The following is a 22812-nucleotide window of genomic DNA, read 5'->3' as shown; positions in this document are numbered from 1 at the left end:
TTTTTAATTATTCCGCCCACCCCTATCATAAAAACCTTCACTCAAACACTCTCCCCCAACCCCACCCTATCCCGTTGTCGGGCCCCCCGTTTTGGGTTGGCCATCCGGCCGGATGGCCAACCCCTCGACACGGACGTGTGACCTGCTCGGTCACGACGTCGCCGGTTGAGACGGCGATGGACAGATGCGGCCCTCGCCGTCGGTGCTGTTCCCAAGCCGGGTTGCTGAGCGGTCCGCGTTGCCTGCCGGTTCGCCTTGCCGACGAGTCCGGGTTGCCGACCACTCGCCTCGGCGACCGCCCCGCGTCGGCGACTGTCCGCGTCGGCGACTGTCCGCGTTGGCGGAGCGGTTTGCCCGGTCGGCGGCACCGTTTCGGCGCTGAGGCACCGATGTCACGACGAGATCCGTCTCGGCGTTGACGCTGCACACCGGTGCCGAGCGCGTGACCACGGTGTCGTCCCCCGGGAGACGACCACCGCGCCCTAGCGGGATCGCGTCGACAGCGTCGAGACCGCTACCGAGTCACCAGGGTCTGCGCAACAGCGTCGAACCGACAGCCGCGACCGCCAGACCGACCTAGCTGGGCACCACCGCCGAACCGGATCGGGTCACCCTGGTGCCGCGGATCTTTTCTGGCATCGGCTACTCACCCGCCGCAGGAGTGTGAGTGACCAGCAGGGTCACGCCTGCTTCTCCGTCGCAGTCGACCATGACCGGACCGACTCCGTTGCCGACCTTCGTGGTGACTTTCGCTGTTGCCTTGAAGGCGTCCGGGTTCGCGTCGACGATCTTGATGTCCTTGAGGATCTGATGACCCGGGAATCCGCCGATCACCTTCTTCAGGCCCTTGCCTCCGCCGCAGTTGCCGGTGAGCGTGATGTCTCCGCCGGGGGCGGCCGGGTTCGGGTCGATCTTCACGATCGCCCGGGCTCCCTCCGGCGGCTGCTCGGCGGGCGGCTGGGCGGCAACAGCGGCAGGTGCGGCAGGAGCGGCGGCAGCGACGGGCACCACCGGATGATCGCCGGTGGCCGCCGCGGCGACTCCGATCGTTCCGCCGGTGATGACGGCCGCCGCGAGTGCCGTGCCTACGACCAGGCGGCCGTGGCGCAGAACCGAAGACTTCACTGACATTCCGTTTCCCTCCCTCGAAGTGTCCATTGAGGACACTCTGCGGTACACCCCGGTGCATGGGGCTCGTCCGGATAGTCGAGGCGACCCCCTCCGCAGGTTCTCGCCGGAGCGAAAAGTGACCGGGGTCACATCCGCAGGCAAGGGCTACGATAGCGGGAAATCGAACGCTGGCGGGGAGTTTTCGTGACAGTGGCCGGAGAAGCGCGCGAACGGCTGAGCCCGCGGGTCGCCAAGCAGGTGCGCGATCTGATCCTGACCGGCGCGGTCCGCGGCGGCGAGCGGCTGCGGACGGAGCATCTGGCCGAGCGCCTCGGCGTCAGCGCCACCCCGGTCCGCGAGGCGTTGATGGCGCTCGCGGGCGAGGGCATGGTGGATTTCCGTCCAGGGCGCGGATTCCGGGTGATCCCGGTGACGCGCCGCGACGTCGTGGACGTCTACGCGATGCAGGCCTACGTCTCCGGCGAGCTGGCGGCGCGCGCGGCGGAGGCCTTCGATCCGGCGGGGCTGGCGCGGCTGGACGACCTCCAGCGCGAGATCGGGAAAACCGTCCGCGACGGCGACCTCGACGCGACCGAACGGGCCGATTTCGCGTTGCACCGCATGGTCAATCACGCCGCCGCCTCGCCCAAGTTCACCTGGATGCTGTCCTTGACGCTCCGGTACGTGCCGTTCTCGGCGTATGCGGACATCCCCGGCTGGCCGATCCTCGCGCGCGACGACCACGATCGGGTGCTCGCCGCCCTGAACGAGCGCAAGCCGGACGCGGCGCGGGAGGCGATGGCGGCGCACATCCGCGAGGCGGGGGACCTGCTGGTCGACTTCCTTGCGGCACAGGGCGTCCTCGCGGCGCACTAGACAGCCGGAGCGTTTTCTATAGAATCCGCCGAGAGGGAGAGAACCCAGATCGAAGGAGACTCGGTGGCTGAGCGCGACGTGCTGTACCTCGGCGGCGAATGGGTCCGCTCGGATTCCGAAGCCACGATCCCGGTGGAAAATCCGGCCACCGAGCAGGTCCAGGCGCACATCCCGGAGGGCACGGCCGCCGACGCCGACCGGGCGGTCCGGGCGGCGCGCGAGGCGTTTCCGGCTTGGGCCGAAACCACGCGAGCGGAACGCGCTGAGCTGCTGCGCAAACTCCTCGACGGGCTGGCGAAGCGAGCCGACGAGATCGGCGAGACGATCGCGAAAGACGTCGGCACGCCCTTGCGCATCGCGACCCGGATCCAGGCCGCGCTGCCGCAGACCGACGTGAAGACGTACGTCGATCTGCTCGGCCAGGACGAGCCGGAGGAGAAGGTCGGCAACTCGCTGATCGTGCGCGAACCGGCGGGCGTCGTCGCGGCGATCACGCCGTGGAATTACCCGCTGCACCAGATCACCTGCAAGATCGCGCCGGCGCTGGCGGCGGGCTGCACGGTCGTCGTCAAGCCGAGCGAGGTCGCGCCGTTGAGCGCGTACCAGTTGTTCGACGCGATCCACGACGCCGGTTTTCCGCCTGGTGTGGTCAATCTGGTCACCGGATACGGGCCGGTGGTGGGCGAGGCGCTGGCGACGCATCCGGAGGTCGACGTCGTGTCGTTCACCGGTTCGGTGCGTGCCGGCACCCGGGTGGCTGAGTTGGCGGCACGCACGGTCAAGCGCGTCACGCTGGAGCTGGGCGGCAAGTCCGCCAACGTGATCCTCGACGACGCGGACCTGGCGACGGCCGTCAAAGTCGGCGTCTCCAACGCGTTCCTCAACGGCGGCCAGACCTGCACGGCGTGGACGCGCATGCTCGTCCCGCGCGAGAAGCACGACGAAGCGGTAGCGCTCGCGAAGACGTTCGCCGAGGGGTTCACGACGGGCGATCCGTTGGACCCCAAGACAAAGCTCGGCCCGCTTGTCTCGGCAGCACAGCGCGACCGGGTGCGCGGTTACATCGAGAAGGGCATCGCCGAGGGCGCAACTCTGGTGACGGGTGGTACTGAAGCTCCTGCCAACACAGGTTACTTCGTAGCACCGACAGTTTTCGCGGGCGTGGACCCGGATTCGACGATCGCGCAGGAGGAGATCTTCGGCCCGGTGCTGTCGATCATCCCGTTCGACGACGAGAAAGACGCGCTGCGCATCGCGAACAACTCCCGTTACGGCCTGCACGGGGCGGTGTGGTCGGCCGACCAGGACCGCGCGCTGGCCTTTGCGCGCAAGGTCCGGACCGGGCAGATCGACGTGAACGGCGGGGCTTTCAACCCGCTCGCCCCGTTCGGCGGTTACAAGCAGTCCGGTCTCGGCCGCGAGATGGGCCGGGCCGCGCTCGACGAGTTCACCGAGCTCAAATCCATCCAGCTCTAGCACGACCCGAAGGAGAAGACACCGTGGTCAAAGCCGTGGTTGTGCGCGAGCAGGGCGGCCGTCCGGAGGTGTGCGACATCGTGCTGCCGCCGGTCGGGCCCGACGACGTGCGGGTGCGGATCGCGGCCGCCGGGGTGTGCCATTCCGATCTGTCCATGGTGGACGGAACGCTGCGCCCGCAGTACCCGTTCGTGCCGGGCCACGAGGCGTCCGGCGTCGTGGCCGAGGTCGGCAATGAAGTCACGCACGTGCAGCCGGGGGACCGGGTGGTGCTCAATTGGGCCGCCGCCTGCCGGGAATGCTGGTTCTGCCTGGCCGGAGAACCCTGGTTGTGCTCGGCGATCGAGGGCGTCACCACGTTGCCGCGCGGAGAATTGGACGGCGGGCCGCTCAACGTGCTGCTGGGCGTCGGCGGGTTCGCCGAGGAAACCGTGGTACCCGGGCGATCCGTCGTGCCGCTGCCGGGCGGCGTTCCGCTCGATCTGGCCGCGTTGATGGGCTGCGCGGTGCTGACCGGGGTCGGCGCGGTGCGCAACACGGCGAAAGTCCGAAAAGGACAGAGCGTGCTCGTGCTCGGTCTCGGCGGGATCGGGCTGTGCGTGGTGCTCGGAGCGAAACTCGCGGGAGCCGGACAGATCATCGCGGCCGATCTGTCGCCGGAGAAGGAAACGCTCGCCCGCGCGGCCGGTGCGACGGATTTCCTGGTGAGCGACGACAAACTCGCCAAACAGGTCCGCGGGCTGACCGACGGTCGCGGCGCGGACTACGCCTTCGAATGCGTCGGAGCGGCGACGACGATCCGCGCGGCGTGGAGTTCGGTGCGCCGCGGCGGGCACTGCACGGTGGTCGGCGTCGGGCGGAAGGACCAGCAGGTCGTGCTGAACCCGCTGGAGATCTTCCACTTCGCCCGCACGCTCACCAGCACCGTCTACGGCGCTTCCGACCCGGACGTCGACATCCCGGTTCTCGCCGACGAGGTCCGTTCGGGTGCGCTGAATCTGGAAACCCTGGTGACGCACCGGATTTCGCTCGACGAGGTGGGCGAGGCGTTCGACCGGATGCGGCAAGGGCAGGGCGCCCGCTCGCTGATCCGGATCGGGGACTGAAGGACCGGCCGGGACCGCACCAAGTCCCGGCCGCCTTCGATCAGTCCGCCACGTCCAGCGCGGCCTGAATAATGCTGTCCGTGTCGATGCCGTGATGCCGGTACACGCTCTCCAGATCCCCGGACTGCCCGAACCGCGTCACGCCCAGGTGCGACGCCCGCACACGATGGACGTTCGCCAGGAACGCCAGCGTGTGCGGATGCCCGTCCAGGACCGTCACGATCGGCGCGGACCGTTCGGACGGCAGCGCCGACTCCAGGATCCACGTCTCGGCCGTGTCCTGCCCCGCCCTCGCCTGCACAGCGCGGAACAGCAGGCCGGGGCTCGTCACACACACCACATCGGCGTGCTTGCCCAGCGCGTCCAGCCGGTCGGCGGCCTCCAGCGCCTCGGTGACCATCGCGCCCATCGTCACCAGCGTGACGTCCGGGCGCGCCACCGCGGCGGTGCGGATCGGATACGCGCCCGCCACGACCTGGCGGCGGCGACGTTCCCGCGCGGCCGGATCGGTCGGCACCGCGGCCAGGCTTTGGTCCACCGGACGGGTGGACAGGCGCAGGTAGGCGGAAGTTCCGTCGGGACGCCCGAGCCGCGACAAGGAAGCCAGCAGGGTCCACTCGACGTCCAAGGCGAAAGCCGGTTCGTACGTCACGCAACCAGGCTGTTCGAGGCCGACCGAGGGCGTGGTCACCGACTGGTGCGCACCGCCCTCGGGCGCGAGCGTGACGCCGGACGGCGTACCGACCAAAATGGACTGTCCGCCGCCGTAGATGCCGAACGACCACGGTTCCAGCGCGCGCTCCACGAAGGGGTCGTAAAGCACCCCGATCGGCAGCAGCGGACGGCCCCAGCGCGACCACGTGGTGCCGAGTTCGCCAAGCGCGCTCACCAGGTTCACCTCGGCGATGCCCAGCTCCAGATGCTGTCCGCTGGGCCGCTCGCGCCAGTGCAGGATCGTTTCGGGGTCGTCGGCGAACCAGTCGACGCGTTCCTGCGGCGACCACACGCCGACCTTGTTGACCCAGCCGCCGAGGTTGGTGCTGGACGAGACGTCCGGGCACAGCGTCACGACGAGTTCCGCGGCTTCGGGCGCCTCGCGGGTCAGGTCGAGCAGCGCGCGGCCGAGCGCGGCCTGTGTCGTCGTGCGGCCGGACGGCGTGCGGCCGATGTCGGACGGCAGCGCCGGGACCGGTTGCGGGGAAACGGTTTCCCGCTCCAGGCGAGTGGCCGTCGAAGCGCACAGCTCGGCGGCGGCAGAACCCTCGGGGAACTTCTGCCACGGGTTGTCGAGCGAGATTCCGACCCGCGAGGCCAGCGAACCCAGCTGCTCGGCGGTCAGCAGCGACGAGTGGTTCTGCGGATGTCCCTCGCTGGCGAGACCGAATCCCTTGACGGTGTAAGCGAAAACGACGGTCGGCCGGTGGTCGTCGATGGCGTCGAAAGCGTCCAGCAGCGCGGGGAGGTCGTGGCCGCCGAGGTTCCGGATGGCCGCGTGCAGCGTGTCGTCGTCGACAGTGTCCAGCAGTGCAGCCAGCTCCGGCGTCGTCAGGCGTTCGCGCAGCTGCGCCGGGGTGCAGCGGAGAAGCCGCTGGTACTCCGGGTTGGACATCTCGTCAATCCGCGCCCGCAGCGCTGAGCCGCCCGGGCGTTCGAACAGATCCTGCAGCAGCCGGCCGTACTTCACGGTCAGCACCTGCCAGCCGGCCGCCTCGAACATGCCCTGCAGCCGGGTCGCGCCGATGTTCGGCACCACGCGGTCGAGCGACTGGCGGTTCAGGTCGACGATCCACACGACCTCGCCCAGTTCGGCGACGTTCGGGTCGAGGATCGCCTCCCAGCACGCGCCCTCGTCCAGTTCCGCGTCGCCGACCAGCGAGTACTGCCGTCCGGTGCCCGCGCCGCCGCCGTGCGACTCGACGTAGCGCCGCGCCAGCGCGCCCCAGATCGGGGCGGTCGCGCCGATGCCGACCGAGCCGGTGGAGTAGTCGACGCGGTCCGGGTCCTTCGAGCGCGACGGGTAGCTCTGCAGGCCGCCGAACTCGCGCAGCGTCGTCAGGTACTTCTCGTCGAGGTCGCCGAGCAGGTAGTTGATCGCGTGCAGCACGGGGGAGGCGTGCGGCTTGACCGAAACCCGGTCCCGCGCGCGCAGCCGGGCGAACCACAGCGCGGTCATGATCGACACCATCGAGGCGCTGGACGCCTGGTGCCCGCCGACCTTGAGCCCGGTCGGATTGGGCCGGACGCGGTTCGCGTGGTCGATGATCGCGGTCGACAGCCACAGCACCCGGTCCTGCACCTCGCGCAGGACGGTCACCGTGTCGTTGTCCGGAAGGCGTTCGGGGGCGGCGCTGCTCACGACGGATCGGACCTTTCTTGGGCGGAAAGTTCAGGACAGTCCAGCAGAGCTGGGTAGGGTGCACAACAAGCGCGTTCAACATTGCGCAGAACGCCCAAGACAGCACCTCGCGGTGCGGAGAGGACTGCGCAGCATGCCCAGCACTCAACGGCTCGACGCCACCGACGCCCGGATCCTGCTCGCGCTCGGCCGCAACCCGCGGGCCACCGCCGTCGCGCTCGCCGACGAACTGGGCCTGTCCCGCAACACCGTGCAAAGCCGGCTCGCCCGCCTCGAACAAGGCGACGCGCTGCGCTCGGCCGAACACCGGATCGACCCGGCCGCGCTCGGCTACCCGCTCACCGCGTTCGTGACGGTGCAAGCGCGGCAACGGTTGCTGGACGAGGTCGGCCGCGCGCTCGCCGCGGTGCCGGAAGTGCTGCAGGTGCGCGGATTGACCGGGGCGCAGGACCTGCTGGTGCACGTCGTCGCGACGGACGCGGACGATTTGTACCGGATCGCCGGGGAAATCCTGGAAATCCCCGGCGTCGAGCGCACCAACAACGCGCTCGTCATGCGCGAGATGGTGCCTTACCGGCTCACTCCGCTGCTCGAACGCGCTGCCCAACGCTGAAAATCACGGCTGGTCGTCGGCCGCGCGCTCGCCGCCGCGCTGCAGCATGGCCCGGTGCGCCCACACCAGCAGCGGCGCGGCCAGCAGGCCCCACAGGAACCAGCCGGTGTCCCCGGCCATGAGGCCGAAGACCAGCATCAACAGGACGGTCGCCTCGGCGAGCACGAGGATCTTCCGCCACCGCCGGGACTGCGCGGGCAGCACGCTTTGGCTCAGGGTCGCGGCGAACACGGGGTCGCTCGCGGCGAGTTCCTCTTCGATCTTCCGCAGGGCGCTGCGGTCGCGATGGGGCAGCATGATCCCCTCCTCGGGCAGGACGGGCCGGTGATCGCTCAGTACCAGTGGAATACCCGGTCCACGCTGCCGTCAAGCCCGGGTTTCACCAGGAATAATCGCGCGGGGCCGGAGGCCGTTGCAAACTGAAACACGTTCTAATAACGTGCCGGGGGTGAGATACGGGATCGTGTTGTTCACCAGCGACCGGGGCATCTCCCCGGCGGCGGCCGCACAGGCCGCGGAAGAGGCCGGATTCGCGACGTTCTACGTGCCCGAGCACACCCACATCCCGATCCGGCGCGACGCCCCGCATCCCCGGACCGGCGACTCCTCGCTTCCGGACGACCGCTATCTGCGCACGCTCGACCCGTGGGTCGCGCTGGCCAGCGCGGTGCCGGTGACCTCGACGATCCGGCTGGCGACCGCGGTGGCGCTGCCGGTGGAGAGCGATCCGATCACGCTCGCCAAGACCGTCGCGACGCTGGACCACCTGTCCGGCGGCCGGGTCACGCTCGGCGTCGGGTTCGGCTGGAACACCGACGAGCTCGCCGACCACGGCGTGCCCGGGAAGCGGCGGCGCACCGCGCTGCGCGAGTACCTCGAGGCGATGCGCGCGCTGTGGACCGAGGAAGAGGCGAGCTACTCCGGCGAGTTCGTGGAGTTCGGGCCGAGCTGGGCGTGGCCGAAGCCGGTGCAGCCCAAGGTGCCGGTGGTCGTCGGCGCGGGCGGGAACGAGCGCACGTTCCGCTGGATCGCGCGGCACGGCGACGGCTGGCTGACCACGCCCGCCGAGGGCGACATCACCGAGAAAGTCGCGCAGTTGCGCGAAATCTGGCGCGAGGAAGGCCGCGAAGGCGAGCCGGAAGTGATCGCGCTCGGCCCGCGCCCGGATCCGGAAGGGCTGGCCAAGCTCGAGGAGGCAGGCGTCACCGAGGTCGTGTTCGGGCTCCCGGACCGCTCGGCGGGCGAGGTCGAGGCGTGGCTGGACCGGCTCGCCGGGAAGCTCGGGCAGCTGGCCGGAGCCTGACGGCGTCCACTTCGGACCGCGCTGCCCCGGGCTTGAGCGGTGTGCTTGCTGACCGTTTGCTGAGGTCCGTGAGGGGAACCCTGCGGGAATCTGAGTCCCTCAGGGTTCCCCTTGCGGACAGCAAATCCGCGCCGAGCCGCCATTGTGGGATCGCACTACCTCCGTTGGTATGGACCTGCGCGCTGGAAGAGCGAAAAGCGCCTGAACGGGTGAACTCAGCCGTCGCGCGTCATTCCTGGAGCGGCCTTCCCTCTTGTTTCGTGTGGCGGTGACCGGCCGGCACGCCCCCCGACCGGCCGGTCACCGCTTCGCCCGTCTGCGGCGGCGAGGCGAATGGCGCCGCGCGGCACCGCCCGGGAGACTGGTCCGGTGCGCATTCCCTTTCCCCGGACCGAAACGTGACCCCCGAACTGGCCGAACTGGCCGCTGCCCACGGCGTCGCCACCCGCTACGAAAACGCCGACCAAGTCGAAGTACAGGTCGACCCAGACGTCGTGATCGCCGTATTGGCGCAGCTTGACGTCGATGCCGGTAGTCCACAAGCAATTCAGCGAGAATTGGCCGCGGTGCGGGAAGCCCGTGCCTCGCAAGCGTTGCCGCCGACTGTCGTGGTGCGCGCCGGGCAAGAACGCGAACTTGGCCGACCCGCCACTGTCGAACTCGAAGACGGCACAGCGCGTGACGTCGGCGCCACACTTCCGGCTGACCTTCCGCTGGGCTGGCACGAGATCGTGACCGCAGAGCAACGGGTTTCGCTGGCTGTCGTCCCGGACCGGCTGCCCGCGATGCTGCCCGCGTGGGGCTGGATGCTGCAGCTCTACGCGCTGCATTCCGAACAGTCGTGGGGAATGGGCGATTTCGGCGATCTCGCCGTGATGGCGTCCCGGTCGGCCGCCGAATTGGGCGCGGGCGTGCTGCTCGTCAACCCGGTGCAGGCGATCAGTCCGGCGCATCCGGTCGAACGGTCGCCGTATTCGCCGTCCAGCCGCCGGTTCGCGAATCCGCTGTACCTGCGGGTCACCGACACCGAAGCGTTCGCCCGCGCCGACGAAGACACGAAGCGGCAGGTACGGGCGCTAGCGCCGGATCCGATCGGCGAGCTCATCGACTACGACGCCGTGTGGACTGCCAAACGCGCCGCGCTGGAACTGTTGCGGCCCTATCATCCGCACCCGATCGAACTGGACGACGACCTCCGCGATTTCGCCGCGTTCGGCGCGCTCGCCGAGGTGCACGGCAGTGACTGGCGCGAGTGGCCCGAGCCGTTGCGCGATCCCGGCAGCGCCGAGGTGGCCGCCGCTCGCGAGGAGCTGGCGGAGCGGATCGAGTTCCACGGCTGGCTCCAGCAACTCTGTCACGAGCAGCTCGACAACGTCCGCCGCGCCGCGCGTGAAGCAGGCATGCCGGTCGGCGTCGTGCACGATCTGCCGGTCGGGGTGCATCCCGGCGGCGCGGACACCTGGGCGCTGCGGAACGTGTTCGCCGCGCAGGTGCGGGTCGGCGCGCCGCCGGACGCGTTCAACCAGCAGGGCCAGGACTGGAATCTGCCGCCGTGGCGGCCGGATCGGCTCGCCGAAGCCGGGTACGCGCCCTTCCGCGACGTCGTGCGCGGCGTGTTGCGGCACGCCGACGGCATCCGGGTGGACCACGTCGCCGGAATGTGGCGGCTGTGGTGGATTCCGCCGGGCGAACCGGCTGGTCGCGGCACGTACGTGCACTACGACGCCGAAGCGATGCTCGGCGTGCTCGCGCTGGAAGCGCATCGCGCGGGCGCGGTCGTGGTGGGGGAGGACCTCGGCACCGTCGAGGACACCGTCACCGAAACCATGCACGAACGCGGCCTGCTCAGCTCCGCCGTGCTGTGGTTCCAGCGCGACTGGGACGCGCCGGGCAAGCCGTTCGTCCGTCCGGAGAACTGGGATCCGGACGCGATGGCGAGTATTTCCACGCACGACCTGCCGACGGTGTCGGGCTGGCTCGACGCCGAGCACGTGCGAGTCCGAGCCGAGCTCGGCCAGCTCGACCGTCCGGTGGAGCAGGAGTACGCCGAAGCGGCGGCCGAGCGGACGGCGCTGCTCGAACTGGTTGCCAGCGAAGGAATTCCGGACGACGACTTGGTGGTCGCCTTGCACACGCTGCTCGCTTCGGCGGCGTCGCGGCTGGTGCTTACCGCACCGGCGGACGTCGTCGGCGAACGGCGCCAGCCGAATTTGCCGGGAACCGTGGATGAGTACCCTAACTGGCGCATCCCGCTTCCCGTCACCGTCGACGGGTTCTTCGCCGACCCGCGGGTGCGGGCGGCGGTCGCCCCGCTCGCCGCGGCCCGCCCGGTGCGCTGAAAAACTCGTAAAGCCCGTCCGGACAACGAAAACCGATGCCCAAGGAGAAGCCCTGTGCGGCCCTGGCCCGGAAAGCCCTACCCGCTCGGCGCGACCTACGACGGCGTGGGGACGAACTTCGCGCTGTTCTCCGAGGTCGCCGAGCACGTCGATCTCTGCCTGTTCGACGACGAGGGCAACGAAACCCGCTCGCGGCTGGAGGAGGTCGACGGCTTCGTCCACCACGGCTACCTGCTCGGCGTCGGACCCGGGCAGCGGTACGGATTCCGCGTGCACGGGCCGTACGACCCGAGCCGCGGCCAGCGCTGCAACCCGAGCAAGCTGCTGATCGACCCGTACGCCAAGGCGTTGTCGCGCGGCGTCGACTGGACTGAAGCGCTGTTCAGCTACCGCTTCGACGACCCGGAGCAGCTCAACGAGGACGACTCCGCCGGCCACGTGCCGTATTCGCTGGTGGTCAGCCCGTTCTTCGACTGGGCCAACGACCGCGCGCCTCGGGTGCCGTACCACGAAACGGTCATTTACGAGACGCACGTGCGCGGCATGACGATGACGCACCCGTTCGTGCCGGAACGGCTGCGCGGCACGTACGCCGGGCTGGCGCACCCGGCGATCGTGGAGCACCTGCAGAAACTCGGCGTGACCACAGTGGAGCTCATGCCGGTGCACCAGTTCGTCACCGACCACGGTCTCGACGAAAAAGGCCTGCGCAACTACTGGGGTTACAACACGATCGGGTACTTCGCGCCGCACGACGGGTACGCCGCGATGCAGGGCCAGGGCGGGCAGGTGCAGGAGTTCAAGGGCATGGTCCGCGCCCTGCACGAGGCGAGCATCGAAGTGATCCTCGACGTGGTTTACAACCACACCGCCGAGGGAAACCACCTCGGCCCGACGCTGTCCATGCGCGGCATCGACAACGAGGCGTACTACCGCCTGGTCGAGGACGATCCGCAGTACTACATGGACTACACCGGCACCGGGAACTCGCTCAACGTGCGCAGCCCGCACACGCTGCAGCTGATCATGGATTCGCTGCGGTACTGGGTGACCGAGATGCACGTGGACGGCTTCCGGTTCGACCTCGCCTCCGCGCTGGCCCGCGAGTTCTACGACGTCGACCGGCTGTCGACGTTCTTCGACCTCGTGCAGCAGGACCCGATCGTGAGCCAGGTGAAGCTGATCGCCGAACCGTGGGACGTCGGGCCCGGCGGCTATCAGGTCGGCAACTTCCCGCCGCTGTGGACGGAGTGGAACGGGCAGTACCGCGACACCGTCCGCGACTTCTGGCGCGGTGAACCGTCCACGCTGGGCGAGTTCGCGTCGCGCATCACCGGTTCGTCGGACCTGTACCAGGACGACGGCCGCCGCCCGTTCGCGTCGATCAACTTCGTCACCGCGCACGACGGCTTCACGCTCACCGACCTGGTGTCCTACAACGAAAAGCACAACGAGGCCAACGGCGAGGACAACCGCGACGGCGCGGACGACAACCGCTCGTGGAACTGCGGCGTCGAGGGTCCGACCGACGACGAGGAGGTGCTCGCGCTGCGCGACCAGCAGCGGCGGAACCTGCTCGCCACGCTGCTGCTGTCGCAAGGCGTGCCGATGCTGCTGCACGGCGACGAACTCGGCCGCACCCAGCAGGGCAACAACAACGCCTACTGCCAGGACACCGAACTGTCCTGGATGGACTGGGAACTCGCCACGGAGAACGCCGACCTGGTCGCGTTCACCGGCGCGCTCGCCGCGTTCCGCAAAGCGCATCCGGTGTTCCGCCGCCGCCGGTTCTTCCAGGGCAAACCGGTGCGCAAGGGAGAGGAACTGGGCGACATCGCCTGGTTCACTCCCGCGGGTGAGGAGATGACCGAGCAGAACTGGGACGACGCGTTCGGCAAATCGGTGGTGATTTTCCTGAACGGGGAAGGGATTCCGGACCTCGACCCGCGCGGGATGCCGGTGGAGGACGATTCGTTCCTGCTGGCGTTCAACGCGCACTGGGAGGACATCGCGATGACCTTGCCGGGCAACGGCTACGGTCGCGAATGGACAGTCGTGGTCGACACCGAGACCGGTGCGGTGGGGAAGACGGACGTCGAACCGGTCGAAGGCGGCGGCAAGTTCACGCTCGGCGCGCGCTCGCTGGTCGTGTTGCAGCGCACCGCGAAGGAGGGCGAATGAGCACGCCGTCCTCGACGTACCGGGTGCAGTTGCGGCCGGAGTTCGGCTTCGCCGAGGCCGCCGGGATCGTGGAATACCTGCGCGAGTTGGGTGTCGGCGCGTTGTACGGCTCGCCGATGCTCGACGCGACGCCCGGGTCCACGCACGGCTACGACGTCACTGATCCGACGCGTGCCCGGGTCGAACTGGGCGGCGAAGAAGCGCGAAAGGCGTTGTCGGCGCGGCTGAAGGACGCCGGGCTCGGGTTCGTGGTGGACATCGTGCCGAACCACATGTCCGTCGAGGTGCCGAAGGCGAACCAGTGGTGGTGGGACGTGCTGCGGAACGGCCAGGATTCGCCGTACGCCGCGTTCTTCGACATCGACTGGCACCGGGGTCGGCTGCTGTTGCCGGTGCTCGGCGACGACAACGACGAGCTTGCTGTCGAGGGTGACGAGCTGGTCTATTACGACCACCGCTTCCCGCTCGCGCCCGGCACCGGCGACGGCACGCCGCGAGAGGTGCACGCGCGCCAGCATTACGAGCTGGTCGGCTGGCGGCGCGGCAACCGGGAGCTGAACTACCGGCGGTTCTTCGACATCACGAACCTGGCCGCGGTCACCGTGGAGCGGCCGGAGGTGTTCGCCGAGACGCACGGCGAGGTGCTGCGCTGGGTGTCCGACGGCGACGTCACCGGCCTGCGCGTGGACCATCCGGACGGGCTCGCCGACCCGGGCGGCTACTTCCGGCGGCTCCGCGAGGGCGCGCCCGGTGCGTGGCTGGTGGCGGAGAAGATCCTGCATCCCGGCGAGGCGCTGCCGCAGAGCTGGCCGGTCGACGGGACCACCGGATACGACGCGCTGCGCGAGATCACCGGCGTGTTCGTGGACCCGGCCGCCGCGTCGGTGTTCACCCGGCTCGCCGCCGAACAGGGCGTGCGCACCGACTATCACGCGGTCGAGGAACGCGCGCGGCGCTTGGTGACCGACGGCATCCTGGTCGCCGAGGTGCACCGGATCGCCGCGTTGCTCCAAGGCGTGGACGCCGACGCGGCCCGAGCTGCCGTCGCCGAGGTGATGATCGCGTTCCCGGTCTACCGTTCGTATCTCCCGGAGGGTTCCGGGCACTGGGCGACGGCCGTCGCGCGGGCGCGCAAGCGGCGGCCCGAACTGGCCCCGGCGCTCGACGCGCTCGACAGCCAGGTGCGCGGCGCGCCGGACTGCGAGCTGGCGACGCGGATCCAGCAGACGTCCGGCATGGTCGTCGCGAAGGGCACCGAGGACACCACGTTCTACCGGTTCACCCGGTTCGCCGCGCTGAACGAGGTCGGCGGGAACCCGGACCGCTTCGGCTTGAGCACCGGGGAATTCCACACGCTGGCCGCGGGCCGGGCGGCTGCGGCTCCGGCCACGATGACCACGCTGACCACTCACGACACGAAGCGGTCCGAGGACACGCGGGCGCGGATGGCCGCGCTGTCGGAGGTCGCGGACGAGTTCGCGGTCGCGGTCCGACGGTGGACCGCCGCGCGCGGGATCGACGAGCCCGCGCTGAATCTCCTTGCGTGGCAGACGCTTGTGGGCGCGTGGCCGATTTCGCCGGAGCGGCTGCGCGACTACCTCGACAAGGCCGCGAAGGAAGCGAAACTCCGTACCTCCTGGACGGACCACGACGAGGACTTCGAGCGCGCCGTCGCCGAGTGGCCGTCAGCCGTGCTCGGCGACGCTGACTTGGCGGCGGATGTCGAATCGTTCGTCAAACGGGTGCGCGGCGCGGGCTGGGCGAACTCGCTGGGGCAGAAGCTGGTGCAGCTGGCCGGACCCGGCGTGCCGGACGTGTACCAGGGCACCGAGCTGTGGGACTACTCGCTGGTCGATCCGGACAACCGCCGCGAGGTCGACTACGCCGTCCGGCGCTCCCTGCTCGAACGCGTCCAAGCTGGCGAGTCCTTTGAAATCGACGAGACCGGTGCCGCGAAGCTCTTGGTGGTGCACCACGCGCTGACCCTGCGTCGAGACCGGCCGGAACTCTTCACTGGCTACCGGCCGTTGCAGGCCGAAGGCGTTGCCGCGGAACACCTTCTGGCCTTCGAGCGTGGAGCTGGCCTGACCGTGGCAGTTACCCGGCTGGCCGTGGGACTTCACCGTGCAGGTGGCTGGCGCGACACCGTCCTGCCGCTGCGCGCCGGAGAATGGACTGACGTGCTGACCGGCCGTGGGGTAGGCGACGCACCGCAAGCTTCGGCGTTGTTCGAGCAGTACCCAGTCGCGCTTCTGGTACGAGAGGACTCCTGATGTTCCGCGTGTGGGCCCCGTCCGCCGAGCGCGTCCGCGTCCGCGTGGACGGCACCGACCACGAGATGACCGCCGCCGCCGACGGCTGGTGGCAGGCCGACGTCACCGGCACCGACTACGCCTTCCTCCTCGGCGACGACGACCGCCCGCTGCCGGACCCGCGCTCGCTCCGCCAGCCGCACGGCGTCCACGAAGCCTCACGCGTCTACGACCATTCCGCCTTCGAGTGGACCGACCAGCCGTGGACCGGACGGCAGCTGCCCGGCGGCGTGGTCTACGAACTGCACGTCGGCACCTTCACCGAGGCAGGCACGTTCGACGCGGTCATCGACCGGCTCGGGCACCTCGCCGACCTCGGCGTCACGCATGTCGAACTGCTGCCGGTGAACTCCTTCGACGGCACCGCGGGCTGGGGTTACGACGGCGTCCTGTGGGGCGCGGCGCACGAACCGTACGGCGGTCCCGACGGGCTGAAACGCCTGGTCGACGCCTGCCACGCACGCGGGCTCGCGGTGGTGCTCGACGTCGTCTACAACCACCTCGGCCCGTCCGGCGCCTACCTCGACCGGTTCGGCCCGTACTTCGCCGGCCGCACCGACTGGGGCGCCGGCCTGAACCTCGACGGCCCCGGTTCCGACGAAGTCCGCCGCTACGTCCTCGACAACGCCCTGGGCTGGCTGCGCGACTTCCACCTCGACGGCCTGCGCCTGGACGCCGTGCACGCGCTGGTCGACAAGCGCGCGGTGCACCTGCTGGAAGAACTCGCCACCGAGGTCGAGGCGCTGTCCGCGGCCCTGAACCGCCCGCTGACGCTGATCGCCGAGTCCGACCAGAACGACCCGAAGCTCGTCACCGCCCGTGACGCCGGCGGCTACGGCCTGCACGCGCAGTGGTCCGACGACCTGCACCACGCGCTGCACGTGCGGCTCACCGGCGAAACCACCGGCTACTACACCGATTTCGCCGAGCCCGGCGCGCTGGCCAAGACCCTGCGGGAGGCCTTCTTCCACGCGGGCACCTGGTCGTCGTTCCGCTCCCGCACGCACGGCCGCCCGCTCGACCGGCGCGTCGCCCCCGGCCACCGGTTCCTGGCCTACCTGCAGGACCACGACCAGATCGGCAACCGCGCGACCGGGGACCGGCTGTCGGCGACCGTCTCGCCCGGCCTGCTGGCCTGCGGCGCCGCGGTGGTGTTCTGCTCGCCGTTCACGCCGATGCTGTTCATGGGCGAGGAATGGGCCGCGGAGACGCCGTGGCAGTTCTTCGCGTCGTTCCCGGACCCGGAACTGGCCGAGGCCGTCCGCACCGGCCGCCGCCGCGAGTTCGCCCGCCACGGCTGGGGAGAAACGGACGTCCCGGACCCGATGGACCCGGCCACGGCCGCCCGCTCGCGGCTCGACTGGACCGAGCCGGGCAAACCGGGGCACCGGGAGATCCTCGGCCTGTACCGGACGCTGATCCGCCTCCGCCGCTCGTACCCGGAGCTGACCGATCCCCGGCTGGACCGGGTCGTCGTGGAGACCCCGCCGGACGATTCGTGGCTGATCCTGCACCGGGGCGGACTGCGGCTGGCGTGCAACTTCGCGGCGAAGCCGGTCGAGCTTCCGGTGGCGGGGGAGGTGCTGGCTTCGTGGGGGAATCCCGCGGTGGGCGGCGAGGCGACGGTGTTGCCCGCGGAGTCGTTCGTGTTGGTCGCTACCCGCTGACCCGCGTCACGGAACGAGCAGGATCCGGCCCGAAACCCGGCCTTTTTCCAGTCGGCGGTGCGCTTCGGCGGCATCGGCGAGCGGAAGACGTGCTTCGATCGCCGGCCGCGGCACCTCGTCGCGTCCGGCCGCCGCGAGGAACTCCGGGTACGAGACGCCGAAGATGCCCGCTGCCCACGCGGGACCTGCGCAGCCGGCGACCTGGAGCCCTCGCTCGCGAATCTTCGCCGAATCGAACCCTCCGGGATCGCCGGTCAGCGAGCCGTACATCAGCATGCGCCCGGTGCCCGGAGCGAGGGAGTCCAGCAGCCGTCCGGCGACTTCGCCGCCGGCCAGATCGAACACGACGTCCACGGTGCCTTCGCCCAGGCCGTCCGGCCAGTCCGGATCGGTGTGGTCGAGGAGCTGGTCCGCGCCGAGGCGGCGAACCCGCTCCCGGCCGTCCGGCGTGCCGGCGGTCGCGATGACCCGTGCCCCGAGCTCGCGGGCCCGCGGCACGAGGTAGCCGCCGATGGCACCGGAGCCGCCCTCGACCAGCACCGTCTCCCCGGGCTGAACTCCGGCTTTCCTCGTCAGGCCGAACGCCATCGCGCCTGGAGCGGCCATCGCGACGGCGTCCGCCGCGGACAGTCCGTCGGGCACCGCCGTCGTCATGGCGGCATCAACGACGGCGTACTCGGCATACGAACCCCTGCCGCCGGTGATGCCGACCACCGTAGCGCCCCGGGGCGGGGAATCGACGCCTTCGCCGACCTCTTCGACCACTCCGGCGGCCTCGGCGCCGAGCACCGCGGGGAGGGCGAACGGGACCCGGACGGCTCCGGACCGCATCTTCGTCTCGCCGGTGCTGACGGCGGCCGCCTCGATCCGCAGCAGCACTTGTCCCGGCCCGGGTTCGGGTCTGGGGATGTTTTCCGGAACCAGCACCTCGGGACCTCCGGTCCGGTGCAGCACGACCGCGCGCATGGCAGACCTCTTCTCATAAGTGAACCAATGGTCCAGTTAGCGTCAGCTACTATATTGACCGACAGTCCAGTTGTCGAGGGAGAACGCGTGGCCGAACCGAAGCGGGAACGCGCGGATGCGGCTCGCAACCGGGCGGCCATCCTGCGCGCCGCCGAACAATTGCTCGTCGAGAGCGGGCCCGGGCGAGTGTCGGTCGAACAGGTCGCGCGGGCCGCGGGCGTCGGAAAAGGCACGGTGTTCCATCGATTCGGCAGCCGTTCCGGCCTGATGCGCGCGCTGCTGGAGGACCGCGTGCGCTTGCTGGCCGAGGCGGTCGAGAAGGGGCCTCCGCCGCTGGGGCCCGGTGTGCCCGCGGCGGACCGCCTGCTCGCTTTCCTTGACGCCGTAGTCGATCTCGCCACGCGCAACGTCGCCCTGATCGCCGCGTACGAGGAGGCTGCGCCGGAGGAGCGGCAAGCGGGCGACGTCTACCAGTACTGGCATCGTCACGTCAGCATGCTGATCACCGAAGCCCGACCCGAACTCGACGCCGAACTCCTCGGGCACATTCTGCTCGGTGCGCTGCACAGCGACCTGGTCATGCACTTGGTCCGCAGCGGCGATACCGGCCGGCTGACGGCGACCCTCCACGAGTTGGTCCGCAGCCTGCTTGTCATCCGGTCCTGAGTCTCACCGGGCGTAGCGACGGAGCATCGACGTCAGCGCCTCGGCCAGCCGGTCGCGAAGCCCTTGCGGCGCAACGACTTCCGCCAACGGTCCGAGTCGCAGCAGATCGTGGACGGCTTGGTCCGGGTGCTCAACGGGAACGACCACCCGAGTCCACCCGTCCGCTTCGACAATCCCGCTCTCCAACGCAGCACGTGCAATGGCGGGCTCGGCGAGCTGAGGCAACAGCCGCATCCCTTCCGGCGACAGCCGCAGCACCGCCTCGCCCTGGTGCCGTCGCGAGTCGAAGTCATCGAGGTAGTCCTGCCAGTAACCGCCCAGATCGAAATCCTCAATCCGGTCGAAGGTCTCGTCGAGCAGCGCCGCCTCCACGATCCGCGCCACCCGGTAAGTCCGGAACTCCCCGGATCGCCGGGCCACCAGGTACCAGTGCCCGGCCTTGAGCACCACGCCGTACGGCTCGACCACCCGCGTCGCTTCGTGAGGCGCGGCCCAGCGCTGATACCGGATCCGGACACGGCGCTGCTGCCACACCGCGTCCGAGACAGTCGGCAACTGCGGCGTGGCTTCCGTGTCGTGATACCAGGACGCCGCGTCCAGGTGGAACCGCTCGCGGACCCGGTCGGCGTGGGACCGCAGCTCGGCGGGCAGCGCGGCCAGCAGCTTGCGCTCCGTGGTCGCGACGACCGGCCCCAGACCGAGTCCGGAGGCCGCGGCGGGCAGGCCGGTGAGGAACAGAGCCTCGGCTTCCTGCCTGGTCAGGCCGGTCAGCTGGGTGCGGTACCCGTCGACCAGGCGGTACCCGCCGTCGTGGCCGGGTTCGCCGTAGACCGGGATCCCGGCGGCGCTCAACGCCTCGATGTCGCGGTAGATCGTCCGCGGGGTGACCTCCAGCCGCGCGGCCAGGTCGTCCGCGGTCCTCGGCTGCCGGGCCTGCAGCAGCAACAGGATGGAGACGAGACGGCTCGCACGCATGGGCCTAGCATGCCTCGGTCCACTGACAAAAGATGTCAGCAGACCTTGGTTAGCGTCCGGGCCATGAATGAAACCAAAGCGGTCGTCGACGAGTTCCTGCGCCGGACCGCGGCAGGGGACACCCCAGAAAGGATCGCGGAGCTCTATGCGGAGACCGTCGACTGGCGGGTGAGCTGGCCGGTGTCGCGGCATCCCGCCGTGCCGTGGATCCGTCCCCGGTCCACCCGGGCCGACGTCGCGGACCACTACCGGACTTTCGCGGCCGTCTGCGTGCCCGAAGCAGGCGAAGTGCGGCTCGACGAGATCATCGTCGACGGCCCGGTCGCGGTCCTCTTCGGAGCCAGCTTTCAGCAGGTCAAGCCGACCGGTAAGCGGTTCGCGATGACCTTCGCGCTCAGGTTGGCCGTCCAGGACGGGCTGATCGCGAAGCACCACATGTACGAGGACAGCCTCGCCGTCGAGGCCGCTTTCGGGGCGCGCCCGGCCTGACCTCGGGCTGCGCCGCCATCGGCCCAGGTCATCACCCCTATCCCGGGCAAGTTCAGCCAAGCGCCGGAGCCCGCCGCCGCCCCGGGTTTGAAAAGATCGGCGCATGGCACAGCGACCCGCAACCGACAACCAGGTCCTCGCCGGACGTCCGTTTCCGCTCGGCGCCCACCCGGAGGCGGGCGGCGTCCGGTTCGCGGTGACGTCCGCCGTCGCCGACGCGGTGGAGGTGTGCCTCATCGGGGACGACGGCTCCGAGCGGCGGATCGAGCTGACCGAACGCACGTTCGGCGTCTGGCACGGCCTCGTCCCGGGCGTCACGGTCGGTCAGCGCTACGGCTACCGCGTGCACGGTCCGTACGACCCGGGGCGCGGCTACCGCTGCAACCCGGCCAAGCTCCTCGTCGACCCGTACGCGCGCCGGATCGACGGCAGGCTCGCCGGCCTGCACGCCGCGCAGGGCTTCACCGGCGACCCCGAGCGCGGTCCGATGTCCACTGTGGACTCACTGGGCACCGTGCCGCTGTCGGTGGTCACCTCGCCGGGCGGACAGGACACCGGGGTCAAACCCGAGGTGCCGTTCGAGGAGTCGGTGATCTGCGAACTGCACGTGAAGGGCTTCACCCAGCAGCATCCGTTCATCCCGGAAGCGCTGCGCGGCACGTACCTCGGCCTCGCGCACCCGGTCGCGATCGAGCACCTGACCCGGCTCGGCGTCACGACCGTCGAGCTGCTGCCGGTGCACGCCTTCGCCGACGAGCCCGCGCTGATCCGCTCAGGACGGCACAACTACTGGGGCTACTCGCCGCTGGGCTACTTCGCGCCGCACGCCGGGTATGCGAGCGAGCCGGGCCGTGAGGTCGAGGAATTTCGCACGATGGTGGCGGCCCTGCACGCGGCCGGCATCGAGGTGCTGCTCGACGTCGTCTTCAACCACACCTGCGAAGGCGGCCCGGACGGCCCGACGCTCTCGCTGCGCGGCCTCGACGCCCCGGCGTACTACCTGCACACCCGCCGCGGGCACATGGCCGACCTCACCGGCTGCGGCAACACCCTCGACGCCGGTTCGCCGACGGTCGTCCGCCTGGTCACCGATTCGCTGCGGTACTGGACGCAGGAGATGGGCGTCGACGGATTCCGCTTCGACCTGGCGAGCACGCTCGGCCGCCCGCGCGGCGAGATGTTCGACCGCGAGTCCACGATGCTCACCGCGATCACGACCGACCCGGTCCTGTCGCGCTGCAAGCTGATCGCCGAACCGTGGGACGCGACCGGCGAGGGCTACCGCGTCGGCGACTTCGGCGCGCAGTGGGCCGAGTGGAACGGCCGCTACCGGGACACGGTCCGCGATTTCTGGCGCGGCGCGACCGGCGTCCGCGACCTCGCCTACCGGCTGTCCGGCTCGTCCGATCTGTACGACCACAACCTGCGCCGTCCGTGGCAGTCGATCAACTTCGTCACCGCGCACGACGGCTTCACGCTGCGGGACCTGGTGTCCTACAACGAAAAGCACAACGAGGCCAACGGCGAGGACAACCGCGACGGCACGAACGACAACCGGTCGTGGAACCACGGCGCGGAGGGCGGGACCGACGACGCGGCGATCGTCGCGCTGCGCACCCGCCAGGCCCGCAACCTGTTCGCGACGCTGCTGCTGTCCACCGGCACGCCGATGTTCACCGCGGGCGACGAGATGTGGCGGACCCAGCAGGGCAACAACAACGCCTACTGCCTCGACGACGAAACGTCGTGGGTCGACTGGACCCCGACCGAGGCCTCGGAGCCGATGCTCGAGTTCGCCCGCCGCCTGATCCGGCTGCGCGCGCACAGCCCGGCGCTGCGGCAGCCGGAGTTCTTCGAGGGCCGCACGACGGTCACCGGCAAACCCGACCTCGTGTGGTTCCGTCCGGACGGCGAGGAGTTCGACGAGATCGACTGGTTCGACGAGGACCGCCGCACGCTCTGCATGTGGATCGACGGGTCGAACAGCCAGGCGCGCAACCGCGAGGGCGCGCTCGTCACCGACCATTCGTGGCTGCTGGTGCTGCACGCGGGCGCGGAACCGGCCGAGATCGTGCTGCCCGGACCGGAGTACGGCGAGACCTTCAAGCCCACTTTGGACACCAGCACCGCCGACGGCACTCCGGCCAATCCCGGCGTGCTCGAGCCGAAGGCGCGGATCACGGTCGAGGCGCGGTCGCTGCTGTTGCTGCGCGCGCCGCGGGACACAGTCGAGATCCCGCAGCTGTAGGCCGGCCGAGGTCCGTGAAGGACTCCTTGCGGGAATCAGATTCACCCCAAGAGTAGATAAACGAACGGTAGCCCGGGGGGTAATGCGGGGTATAACCCGGAACAGGGGGGGGGTTTTTTAAGCAAAAAG

General features: G+C 69.9%; 17 protein-coding genes. 12 read left to right on the top strand and 5 right to left on the bottom strand.

The window, feature by feature from the left end:
- Positions 1–642: 642 nt before the first annotated feature.
- Positions 643–1131 (bottom strand): hypothetical protein, encoded by a 489-nt coding sequence (locus ABZX37_RS46530; RefSeq protein ID WP_354750755.1) that lies wholly within the window; start codon positions 1129–1131, stop codon positions 643–645.
- Positions 1132–1314: 183 nt separating this feature from the next.
- Between ABZX37_RS46530 and ABZX37_RS46525 the strand changes: the two genes are divergently transcribed.
- The 3 genes from ABZX37_RS46525 (at position 1315) to ABZX37_RS46515 (ending at position 4568) form a co-directional block, all read left to right on the top strand.
- The gene (locus tag ABZX37_RS46525; RefSeq protein WP_354750754.1) at positions 1315–1986 is read left to right on the top strand and encodes a GntR family transcriptional regulator; all 672 of its coding nucleotides are present in this window, start codon (positions 1315–1317) and stop codon (positions 1984–1986) included.
- A 63-nt stretch (positions 1987–2049) separates the two neighbouring features.
- Positions 2050–3462, top strand: coding sequence for an aldehyde dehydrogenase family protein (locus ABZX37_RS46520; RefSeq protein WP_354750753.1), 1413 nt, complete (start codon positions 2050–2052; stop codon positions 3460–3462).
- A gap of 23 nt (positions 3463–3485) precedes the next feature.
- Positions 3486–4568: an alcohol dehydrogenase catalytic domain-containing protein gene (locus ABZX37_RS46515; protein ID WP_354750752.1), complete on the top strand. Its 1083-nt coding sequence runs from the start codon at positions 3486–3488 to the stop codon at positions 4566–4568.
- A gap of 40 nt (positions 4569–4608) precedes the next feature.
- On the opposite strand, the gene ABZX37_RS46510 is transcribed toward ABZX37_RS46515, so the two are convergent.
- A complete protein-coding gene (locus tag ABZX37_RS46510; RefSeq protein WP_354750751.1) occupies positions 4609–6924 on the bottom strand; it encodes a transketolase C-terminal domain-containing protein in 2316 nt (771 codons plus the stop codon).
- 133 nt (positions 6925–7057) lie between these two features.
- Between ABZX37_RS46510 and ABZX37_RS46505 the strand changes: the two genes are divergently transcribed.
- Entirely contained in the window at positions 7058–7537 is a 480-nt protein-coding gene (locus tag ABZX37_RS46505) for an Lrp/AsnC family transcriptional regulator (protein ID WP_354750750.1), read from the top strand.
- 3 nt (positions 7538–7540) lie between these two features.
- Here ABZX37_RS46505 and ABZX37_RS46500 read toward each other — a convergent pair whose 3' ends face one another.
- A complete protein-coding gene (locus ABZX37_RS46500; protein WP_354750749.1) occupies positions 7541–7834 on the bottom strand; it encodes a DUF3040 domain-containing protein in 294 nt (97 codons plus the stop codon).
- A 151-nt stretch (positions 7835–7985) separates the two neighbouring features.
- On the opposite strand from ABZX37_RS46500, the gene ABZX37_RS46495 reads away from it, so the two are divergent.
- The 5 genes from ABZX37_RS46495 (at position 7986) to treZ (ending at position 17339) form a co-directional block, all read left to right on the top strand.
- Entirely contained in the window at positions 7986–8840 is an 855-nt protein-coding gene (locus tag ABZX37_RS46495) for a TIGR03619 family F420-dependent LLM class oxidoreductase (protein WP_354750748.1), read from the top strand.
- Positions 8841–9238: 398 nt separating this feature from the next.
- Positions 9239–11179 carry a 4-alpha-glucanotransferase gene (malQ, locus tag ABZX37_RS46490; RefSeq protein ID WP_354750747.1) on the top strand — a complete coding sequence of 647 codons (1941 nt, stop codon included), beginning with the start codon at positions 9239–9241 and terminating at the stop codon, positions 11177–11179.
- Between the two features lie 54 nt (positions 11180–11233).
- Entirely contained in the window at positions 11234–13360 is a 2127-nt protein-coding gene (gene glgX / locus ABZX37_RS46485) for a glycogen debranching protein GlgX (RefSeq protein ID WP_354750746.1), read from the top strand.
- A complete protein-coding gene (treY, locus tag ABZX37_RS46480; protein WP_354750745.1) occupies positions 13357–15633 on the top strand; it encodes a malto-oligosyltrehalose synthase in 2277 nt (758 codons plus the stop codon). The genes glgX (ABZX37_RS46485) and treY overlap by 4 nt, the downstream gene beginning before the upstream one ends.
- The gene (treZ, locus tag ABZX37_RS46475) at positions 15630–17339 is read left to right on the top strand and encodes a malto-oligosyltrehalose trehalohydrolase (protein ID WP_354750756.1); all 1710 of its coding nucleotides are present in this window, start codon (positions 15630–15632) and stop codon (positions 17337–17339) included. Before treY ends, treZ begins: the two co-directional genes overlap by 4 nt.
- A gap of 6 nt (positions 17340–17345) precedes the next feature.
- Here treZ and ABZX37_RS46470 read toward each other — a convergent pair whose 3' ends face one another.
- Positions 17346–18305: a zinc-binding dehydrogenase gene (locus tag ABZX37_RS46470; RefSeq protein WP_354750744.1), complete on the bottom strand. Its 960-nt coding sequence runs from the start codon at positions 18303–18305 to the stop codon at positions 17346–17348.
- A gap of 87 nt (positions 18306–18392) precedes the next feature.
- On the opposite strand from ABZX37_RS46470, the gene ABZX37_RS46465 reads away from it, so the two are divergent.
- Positions 18393–18971: a helix-turn-helix domain-containing protein gene (locus tag ABZX37_RS46465; protein WP_354750743.1), complete on the top strand. Its 579-nt coding sequence runs from the start codon at positions 18393–18395 to the stop codon at positions 18969–18971.
- Between the two features lie 3 nt (positions 18972–18974).
- Here the strand turns inward: ABZX37_RS46465 and ABZX37_RS46460 are convergent, their stop codons facing one another.
- Positions 18975–19946, bottom strand: a complete 972-nt coding sequence (locus tag ABZX37_RS46460; protein WP_354750742.1) for a YafY family protein — start codon at positions 19944–19946, stop codon at positions 18975–18977.
- A 63-nt stretch (positions 19947–20009) separates the two neighbouring features.
- On the opposite strand from ABZX37_RS46460, the gene ABZX37_RS46455 reads away from it, so the two are divergent.
- Positions 20010–20435: a nuclear transport factor 2 family protein gene (locus ABZX37_RS46455; protein ID WP_354750741.1), complete on the top strand. Its 426-nt coding sequence runs from the start codon at positions 20010–20012 to the stop codon at positions 20433–20435.
- Positions 20436–20538: 103 nt separating this feature from the next.
- On the top strand, positions 20539–22683 hold the full coding sequence (glgX, locus tag ABZX37_RS46450; protein ID WP_354750740.1) for a glycogen debranching protein GlgX: 2145 nt from the start codon (positions 20539–20541) through the stop codon (positions 22681–22683).
- Positions 22684–22812 lie beyond the last annotated feature (129 nt).

Source organism: Amycolatopsis sp. NPDC004079, assembly GCF_040610415.1.
Lineage (GTDB): Bacteria > Actinomycetota > Actinomycetes > Mycobacteriales > Pseudonocardiaceae > Amycolatopsis > Amycolatopsis halotolerans.
The sequence above is the reverse complement of the archived record's forward strand: the minus strand, read 5'-3'. Positions and strand labels throughout refer to the sequence as shown.